Here is an 8701-nt window from a genome sequence, read left to right on the forward strand (position 1 = left end):
CGGTCCCCCGTCCCCCGACCTCCCCGCAGCTCCGTCCCGCGGTCCCATCCTCAGAAGGCGGCATCCTCCCCCGATCGAGACTCCCCCATCCCGCGGAGACCGCCCGGGCGATCATCGCTGCCCGCGTCATGCACGATCACGCATCCCGGCAGACCGCTTCGGAGCCGTCCCACCCCCTCGGCCGTGATCGCCGTGTCCCGCAATTCCAGCCGCGTCAGCCCCGGCAGTTCCAGCAGGTCGTCGACGGAGGCGTCGGTCAGCATCGTCTGGTTGAGCCAAAGCTGCCGGAGCCTCGGCAGCGCCTGCAAGGGCATCAGCCCGCCGTCGGTGACCTGCGTCCCCGACAGATTCAGGAACTCCAGCCCCTCGGCCCTGCCGATCGCCGGCACCCCGGCGTTCGTCAGGTAGGTCCGCTCCAGGTCCAGATGCCTCAGGTGCTTCAAACGGCCCAGTTGCATGATCCCCCGGTCGGACAGGTCGTTCCAGCCGACCCAGAGCATCCGCAGCCCGGCGATCCGGGAGATCAGCACCAGGTCCTCGTCGCGCAGCCCCGTATCCCCCAGGTGCAGGAAGGTGAGGCCCGGCAAGGCGCAGACGGCCGCCACCTCCTCGCCCCCCATCGGCTTGATCCCGATCAGTTCCACGGTCCGGAGCGGCCGCATCACCTCCGGCAACTGCTCGAGCCGGGTGATCGTGGCCGGATGGGTGACGAAATCGACCGCCCCTCCCCGGCCGATCGCCCACTCGGCCACCTCCCGGTCGAGCGGCGAGGCCACGACCGGCGGCCATCCCGGGAGCGTCCGCCCCGCCCCGGGCGCGGGCCCGGCCCCGGCCCCGCGCCCCAGCAGGGCCCCGATCCGAGGCCCGAACGCCTGCACCAGCACCGCCGCCATCAGCACCAGGAAGACCACGCTCACGCCCTGCCTCAACCAGGCTCGCCCCCGGCCCCGGCGCCGGGCCGAGCCCGCCCGACACGGCCGCAGCTCCTCGGCCAGTTCCCAGGCCGACGCGAACCGGTCTTCCGGATGAATCGCCATCGCCTTCAGGCAGATCCGCTCCAGGCACGGCGAGATCTCCGGCACCAGCCGGCTCGGCGCGACCGGCTCCTCGATCTCTATGATCTCCATCGAGCGAGGGTCGCCCCTCGACCACACCGGGAACGGCAGGCGCCCGGTCAGCATCTCGTACAGGATCACCCCGAACGAGTACACGTCCGTCCGCCAGTCCACCAGCCGAGACTTGCCGCCGGCCTGCTCGGGGCTCATGTACCGCAACGACCCTTCCACGCAGTGCCGGTCGCTCCGGTCGGTCGTCCGCAGCGCCAGGCCGAAATCGGCCACGTAGGCATTGTTCCGCACGTCGAGCAGGATGTTCGACGGCTTCAGGTCGCGGTGGATGTACCCCTTCTCGTGGGCATGGGCGAGCGCATCGGCCACCTGCGCGGCGATCGCCACCACCTCGTCGATCGGCAGGCGCCGCAGGGCGAGTTGGCTGGCGAGGCTCCCCCCATCCACATGCTTCGAGACGATGAACACCGTCGTCTCGTCCAGGTGCCCGCAATCGTACACCGGGACGATATTCGGGTGGTCGAGCTGCGCGACCTTGCGCCCCTCCTCCAGCAACGAATCGATGCTCAGGTCCGAGGACCGGCGCGCGACCTTGATCGCCACCTGGCGGTGCAATTCCCGATCGTACGCCAGCATCACCACCCCGAACCCGCCCCGGCCCAGCTCGCGCTCCAGGCAGTATCGCCCCTCGATCACCCGGTCGATCTCCACCGGGACCGTCGGATCCGGCGCCGAGTCGGGCTGCAGCCGAATGGTCGCGTCGCCCCGGGCGACGCTCCTCAGGTCAATCGTCGACATCGCCACCGTGTCGCGCAGGTCGCTCCCCCGCTCCGTCGACCGCGCCGGGTTGGGAGGCCGATCCGGGGGCGAGCCCCCGCGCCTCCGCTCGGCGAGCGAATCGCGTTCCGTCGGCCCAAGAGGCGGATTCGGGGTGTCGCTCGACATGAGACCATCACTCCCAGCCACGCCAGCCCCTTTCGCCGGGCGGTCACATCACCATCCCGGGCTCGTCTTCTCAAATCACACTGATCCTAACGAACTCAATTCTATGCAAACGGCCGATCCCTCGATCAGGCCATCGCCCCCACATCCTGCATGGCGTCCAGATCTTCTTCACATTCTGACACGCCGATCCGGTGCTCACAACGGAGATCCCAATCCATCAGCAGGGTCCCGCCCCGACGGGCCACGTCGAGCCAGAGGTTGCAATCGTATCCCACCGCCTCGCCCCCCGATCGCGCCGGCCCGGCCCGGAAGACCTCGCGACGCACCAGGGCGCAGCCGAGGCCCGCCCCGCCGATCGCCTCCACCCCCGTCCCCGCCTCCAGGTGGACCAGATCCCCCGTCTCCAGGTCCGTGTAACGCCAGGCCACCCGGCAGCCGGGCACCACCCGGGAGCGGTAGCTCGCCGTCACCCCGTCGACCATCGGCCCCATCCGGTCGAGCAGCCGATCGAGCGCGTCGGGCGGCGGGATCACGTCATCCTCCAGGCACCAGACCAGGTCCGTCTCGACCAGTTGCCCGATCCGGTTCCAGAGCGCCCCGACCCGGTGGTTCAACGACCTCCCGTGCCGCCGACGCCCCTGCCCCCGCTCGTCCAGCGGCGCATCCGCCAGGTCCGACGCCGACAGGCCCGCCACCGCCGGCCTCGGGTCGCGGTGGTAGCTGTGCCCGGCATAACCGTCCTGCTCCAACAACCACCGCCGCAACCGCCCGCCGACCGCGGCCGACCCCGAATTATCATAAAAGAGCACGTGCAACCGATCCGCCGGGTACGACTGCCCCGCCACCGCCCCGAGCACCTCGTCCATCAGGTGTTCCCGGCCCGACCAGGGGATCGCCAGCGTGACCAGGCCCGCCGGGTCGATCGTCCGCCGCCACTCCTCCCCGGCGTCGGCCCGGGCCTTCGACCGGCAGACCCCGTCGCCGTGGCGATAGTAGTAGTAATCCACCGGCGCCGGGATCATCCGCCAGCCGTGGTCCCTGAGCCGCCGCCAGAGCGCCCAGTCGTCGTGGGGGATCGCCCCGCCCTCCCCGCTCGAGAAGACCGGCCACCCGCCCACCTGCATCAGGGCATCGGTCCGGATCAGGGCCGGCACCCCCGAGATGTTCGCCCGGCCGAGCGACTCGGGGTCATACGGGAAGCTCCAGACCCCGTCATGCGACCCGCAGAACCGCAAGCGGGGATAGGCCGCCGCCGCCCGGCAGTCGGTCGCGATCGTCGCCAGCAGGACCTCCAGGTAGTCCGGCGGGATCATGTCGTCGTCGTCGAGGAAGCAGAGGTACGGCAGGTCGGCCAGCTCGCGCAACCCGACATTCCGCGCCGGGTTGCCGCTCAGGCCCGACCCGACCCTCGCCCGAAGGTACTCGACCCCCGGATACCGCCCGACCACCCCCTCGGCCGAATCGTCGCCGTCGTCCACCACCAGGATCCGCTCCGGCCGATGCGACTGCATCAGCAGCGACCCGAGCATGTGCGGCAGCAACCCCGGCCGGTCCCGGGTCGGGATCACCACCCCCACCCGGCTCGGCAGGGTCGGCCTCGCATACCAGGGACGCCCCGACGCCTCCCGATCCTGCTCCCGCTCCGCCCGGCGCGCCACCAGCGGCGACGTGCCGTCGACCATCGCATCGCCGTATGCGACGCCCTGCAACGCCCGGCCATACGCCGCCGGCGGGGCCGCCTTGCCCGCTCGCGTCCGGTGACCGGGACTCTCCATGCTGCCCGACTCTCGGGGATCACGACCGTTCGCCATCGTTGCGTCAATCCTCCAGGCCGGGCAGGCCCCCGGCCGGCACCCTACCACCCATGGCTTTTGCACACCAATGATGCAACAGCCCTGATTCTACGCCGATCACCCCCGCCCCCGCACACAAAACCCCGCATTCCTGGTCGAATTTTCCGCCCCCTCGGTCCCAAGGCCCGCGTCCCTCACCGCCTCTCCCTCAATGACATTCGCGCGCCACCGCTCCCCATGGCAATCCGACGTCCTCCCCGCCCTGCCCCCCTCACCTCTAGATCCGCCACGACTCCCCGCCTTCGGCCCGCACCACCTCGATCACCGGCCTCGGCTCGGCCTCTCCCAGCCGGAACGCCAGCGGCACCACCTCGCTCGCCAGCGCCGCCGGCTCGCCCGGCCGGCTCGTCCCCACCCGCTCCAATCGCCCCCCGGCCAGCCGGTACAGCTCCAGCCCCCACGGGTCGCGGTCGATGACCAGCACCTCCCGCGTACTGACCGCCGCATAGAACCCCAGCTTCTCCCGCGCCCGGTCCCCCTTGCTCGCCACCTCCACCGCGAAGTCCGGCCCGCCGAACCAGTGACTCTCCCGATTCACCGCCGACGTGCCATTGAGGAACACCGCCACGTCCGGGCACCGGTAATTCTGCTTCCAGTCCTCCTGCCGATCCGTCACATTCACTCCGGCAAACACCAGCCCTCGCTCACCGAAGTTCAAAGCGATCTGAAGAATCCCCGAGAGTTGCGTGGCGATCAACTGGTGCTCATTATTCGCAAGCGGCGACATCACATAGACCCCGTCCCAGACCTCATCGAACCGATCCCCCCCCGAAGCCCTCCGCTGCTCCAGCAGTCGTTCTTCGACATACGAATCGAGCACGAGCGTCGCCATCACCCAGGCCCCTTTTTTTTGTGTTCGATCGACCGGATCCGCGAGCCGCCAAACGACCGACGGAGGCCAACGCCCCGTTCGCATCGGGCCGTCGCCTCCGTCGCATTCTAACCGATCAGCTCATCGAAAGCGGGTGGCCGGTCAGGCCCCGCGGCGGGTCAAGGGGGTCGGGTCGAAGACGGCCGACTCGCCCAGTTGCTCCTCGATCCGGAGCAACTGGTTGTACTTGGCGATCCGGTCCGATCGGCTGGCCGATCCGGTCTTGATCTGGCCGCAGTTCGTCGCCACGGCGATGTCGGCGATCGTCGCGTCTTCCGTCTCGCCCGACCGGTGCGACATCACCGCCGTGTAGCCGGCGCGGGTGGCCATGTCCACCGCCTCGAGCGTCTCGGTCAACGTGCCGATCTGGTTGACCTTGATGAGGATGCTGTTGCAGCAGTCCTTGGCGATCCCCTCGCGCAACCGCTTCGTGTTGGTCACGAAGAAGTCGTCGCCGACGATCTGGATCCGGTTGCCGAGCGCCGCCGTCAGCTTCGCGTAGCCGTCCCAGTCGTTCTGGTCGAGCGCGTCCTCGATCGAGACGATCGGGTACTTATCGCACCAGCCGGTGAACAGCTCGATCATCTGCTCGGCCGAGAACAGCTTGTCCGGCGCCGACTTCCAGAACTTGTACCCCTTGCGCCCCCCCTCCTCGAACAGCTCCGAGCAGGCCGGGTCGAGCGCGATGGCGATGTCCTTGTCGCGGCCGGGGGTGTACCCGGCCTTGCTCACGGCGTCGAGGATGAACGGGATCGCCTCCTCGTTGCTGATGTCGGGCGCGAAGCCGCCCTCGTCCCCCACCGCCGTGTTGTGCCCGGCCTTCTTCAAGACCGACTTCAGGCTGTGGAAGACCTCGGCCACCATCCGGAGCCCCTCGGCGTAGCTCTTCGCGCCGACGGGCATGATCATGAATTCCTGGAAGTCGATCTTGTTGTCGGCATGCTTGCCGCCGTTGATCACGTTGGCCATCGGCACCGGCAAGACCCGCGCATTCGCGCCGCCGATGTAGCGATAGAGCGGCAGCCCCCTGCTCGCCGCCGCCGCCTTCGCGGCGGCCAGCGAGACGCCCAAAATCGCGTTCGCGCCGAAGGTCCCCTTGTTCTCGGTCCCGTCGGCCGCGATCATCGCCCGGTCGAGCCCGACCTGATCGGCCGCGTCCCGCCCGACGACCACCTTCGAGAGCTGCGTGTTGACGTTCTCGACCGCCTTGCGGACCCCCTTGCCCACGTAGCGTCCCTTGTCGCCGTCCCGCAGCTCGACCGCCTCGAACTCGCCGGTGCTCGCCCCCGAGGGCACGGCCGCGCGGCCGAGCGTGCCGTCGGCCAGGATCACGTCCACCTCGACCGTCGGATTGCCGCGCGAGTCCAGGATCTCGCGCCCCTTGATCGCCACGATCGTGGCCGGCTCGGTGCCGCTCGGCGCGTTCTGCCCTCGAATCCCGGGGATCGCGTTGTGCGTATGGGTACTCATCGTGGTGCTTTGCTCGTTTGGAAGGAAGAAACGTTCAGAGAGAGGAGGGTGAAACAATCACGGAGGTCAGGCCGATCTCCGTGGCGATCCCCCTGCGTCAGGAAAGCGCGGGGGCCTTCGCGGACGCAAAGGACCTCGGCCCGGGGTGGCCCCGGTTGCTCGCCGGCCGGGGTCGCGGAGCGACAACGAGGCCGCAGCCCCTTCCCGCCGCGACGGCGTGCGCCGCGACGGCCACTCGCCCTCGGTGCTGTCCTGCAGGAAAATCACCGGGGACCCGCGGGGGGGGAGCGATCGAAACTGATGGGCGAGATCAAGCCCCGACGCTCAGCTTCCCCCCGCGATCCCGACGGTGTTCCCGGCGACTTCAATGCGCGAAACGGCCCCCGACTCCCGCATGATGTTCATTGGGTGGGCCAATTGGGAGTGGTCCCCAGACCGAGAGTCGGGGGCCGCCGCGCGGTGGAGCATCCCAGGTGCCAGTTCTTGGGGGCGTCCGCATCCCGTCGCGAACGCACGCGGGCCGGGGCCTGGGCGTTGATTCCAGGCCGCGGCCCGCATGCGGTCGCTTGCGGGTTGCATATTGTGTCACGATCGCCTCGCCTTGACCAGACAATCGCGACTCGCTTCCCCCAAGTCTCCCCGGCGGGCGGGCTCGTTGGCCGCCTCGTCGCGACGTCAACCATCGCCGCCGGGCTCTATGGTTATCGGCGCGGCACCCCGCCGTCTTGACCCTCTCGAAAATTCAACACCCCGCCCCGCTCACGCCCACTCCAACGCCACCCCCTGGCCGTCCTGCGGGTGCCCCGGGTCCATCGCCCGCAACTCCAGCACCATCCCCCCGGGCCCGAGCTGCGCGTCGACCCAACCGTTCGGCAATCCCTCCTCGAACAGGTACGCCACCGGCGGCAGGTTCACCAGATACAGCCCGTCCCGCTTCCCGATCGACCACCGGTGCGTATGCCCGTACACATACGCCTTCACCTGCGGCCTCGCCGCGATCAACTCGAAAAACGCCTCCGTGTCCCGGATGCCCGACCACCGCGCCCCCTCCTCCGGCGGCGTGAACTGCGGATTGTGGTGCGCGAAGAGAACCGCCGGCTTCTCCCCCCGCCGATCCAGCTCCCCCGCCAGCCAGCCGAGCTGCTCCCGCCCCAGCTCCCCCGTCACCACGTCCACCTCGGTCAGCGTGTCGAGCAGGAACAAATTCGCGTGTTCCGACTCGATCACGCTCACATGCTTCGACTCGACCACCGCCCGGTCCGGCTCCTGCATCACCAACGCGTCGTACAGGGGCCCCCGATCATCGTGGTTGCCCATCGTCACGTGCAGGTCCAGCCCCGCCCCGGCCATCGGCCCGACGCACGAGGCGAAATTCGCGTAGTCCTCGGGCAACCCCTTCAAGTACGCGCAATCGCCGTTCACGATCACCCCCGCCGGCTTCCGCTCCAGCGCGATCAACTGGCCTACCACCCGCTGCAAGTTGCGGGTCATGTTCACCCCGCGAGCCTCCGTCTCCGGCCGACTCGGGATGTGCGTGTCCGAGAGCAGGGCGAACCGATTCGCGTCCCCCTCCGCCCCGATCGCCCCCCGGCCCACCGCCAGGCCCGCCACCGCCGCCGCGCCGCCCGCCAGGAACCCCCGCCTCGTCAACGCTTGCACATGAATCGGCATCGATTTCTCCTCCCGAAACGCCCTTCGCTTGCCTGCCGCCCCACTCTATCGGAGCCTCCCCCCCTTCGCAACGGCCCCGAACGCCCCTCGACTTCGGGGGGCATCCCATCGGGCCTCGCCCCTGCCGCCGCGCATGGCCACGCCTCCGGGGCCGCCCCTCCCGCCCCCAACCCGGCGAGGATTTTCCGACCGCCCCCGGCCGCACGGGGGGGGGCACCACGGAGCGTGTCATGCGAAATCCAAGAATTGGCCGTTTATGGCCATGTCCTCGGCCGGTAACGCCCAGGGCCCCCTACCTGCAGACTCAGACGCGCTGTCTCCGCCCCCCCTGGCCTGAAGCCGCCCACTCCCCGACGGCTGAGACCAGGGCCAAGTCTTCGTGCCCCGACCCGCAACCGCTCCTCTCCCCGGGGCACGCTCGAAGACTCGCCCAGCCCCGGCCACCCGCCCGCAGAGGTCATGATCGCGGTGAGGCAGCCCCAGTCTCGCCCCAGGTGCTCCTCGAGAGCCACTCCGCGATCTCGACGACCAGCGCATCGGAGTCACCGGCCTTGGAGGTGACGATGAAGCCCGACCAATTGTCCCACGCCAGCTCGACGACCTGACCGGCCCGCTGGAAGTCCATCGCGATCGCCTCGAAGCCGGCCCCGAATGCTGCCGGAGACGGCGAGAGCGAGAACGCCGTGGCGACGGCCTTGCACACGTCGGGGTAATCGGCGGCAGAGACGCCGAACAGGTCGAAGGACACTCGGCCACTTGCGTCACGAGGAAGGCGAATGTCTGCCATCGGTGTCGCCCTGAGCCGCCCTTAAGAAACCATGGAC

At 69.4% G+C, this 8701-nt stretch carries 6 protein-coding genes; all 6 read right to left on the bottom strand.

Translation table 11 applies throughout. The features are described from left to right. Nucleotides 1-50: 50 nt before the first annotated feature. Nucleotides 51-2012 carry a protein kinase gene (locus AB1L88_RS24440; RefSeq protein WP_367099322.1) on the bottom strand — a complete coding sequence of 654 codons (1962 nt, stop codon included), beginning with the start codon at nt 2010-2012 and terminating at the stop codon, nt 51-53. Nucleotides 2013-2137: 125 nt separating this feature from the next. After that, entirely contained in the window at nt 2138-3823 is a 1686-nt protein-coding gene (locus AB1L88_RS24445; protein ID WP_367099323.1) for a glycosyltransferase family 2 protein, read from the bottom strand. A 259-nt stretch (nt 3824-4082) separates the two neighbouring features. After that, on the bottom strand, nt 4083-4697 hold the full coding sequence (locus tag AB1L88_RS24450) for a Uma2 family endonuclease (RefSeq protein ID WP_367099324.1): 615 nt from the start codon (nt 4695-4697) through the stop codon (nt 4083-4085). A gap of 141 nt (nt 4698-4838) precedes the next feature. After that, on the bottom strand, nt 4839-6206 hold the full coding sequence (eno, locus tag AB1L88_RS24455) for a phosphopyruvate hydratase (RefSeq protein ID WP_367099325.1): 1368 nt from the start codon (nt 6204-6206) through the stop codon (nt 4839-4841). Nucleotides 6207-6965: 759 nt separating this feature from the next. Then, nucleotides 6966-7877, bottom strand: coding sequence for a metallophosphoesterase (locus tag AB1L88_RS24460; protein ID WP_367099326.1), 912 nt, complete (start codon nt 7875-7877; stop codon nt 6966-6968). A gap of 457 nt (nt 7878-8334) precedes the next feature. Further along, complete coding sequence (locus AB1L88_RS24465) at nt 8335-8625, bottom strand: hypothetical protein (RefSeq protein ID WP_367099327.1); 291 nt, start codon at nt 8623-8625, stop codon at nt 8335-8337. Nucleotides 8626-8701 lie beyond the last annotated feature (76 nt).

The sequence above is a fragment of the Tautonia sp. JC769 genome (assembly GCF_040717455.1).
Classification (GTDB): Bacteria; Planctomycetota; Planctomycetia; order Isosphaerales; family Isosphaeraceae; genus Tautonia.